The following is a 363-nucleotide window of genomic DNA, read 5'->3' as shown; positions in this document are numbered from 1 at the left end:
TTCTTTGGCTCAATTCTAATTGCAATCGGCCTGTATAATTTTTCATTATTCGCCTTCCGCTCAAAAGAGGTTAGCGCTCTATACTTTGGTCTATTGTGCTTGGCTGTGGGCTTCAGGCGCTTAATGATTGATGAGCGGGTTCTGCACTTATTTGACTGGTTCAGCTGGGCAAGCCTCCAACGCCTTGAGCATTTAAGTTTTTACCTGACGCTTCCTTTCTTTATGGGCTTCTTTAGCGCCTTATACCGGAAATATATCCCGGCCTTTACCATGAGAGTCTCATGGGTGCTAATCACCCCCTTTGTCTTTATCTGCCTGGCATTCGAGAACCGAATATACACCGAGTTGAATGTGGCATTTCAG

At 45.2% G+C, this 363-nt stretch carries 1 protein-coding gene; it reads left to right on the top strand.

Annotated features, from left to right (window positions below; translation table 11 throughout):
- Positions 1-12 precede the first annotated feature (12 nt).
- Positions 13-363: 7TM diverse intracellular signaling domain-containing protein (locus A3757_RS04410; RefSeq protein ID WP_255374970.1), on the top strand; the 351-nt coding region annotated here is incomplete at its 3' end.

The organism is Oleiphilus sp. HI0117, assembly GCF_001635235.1.
This window is presented reverse-complemented; position numbering and strand designations above follow the sequence as displayed.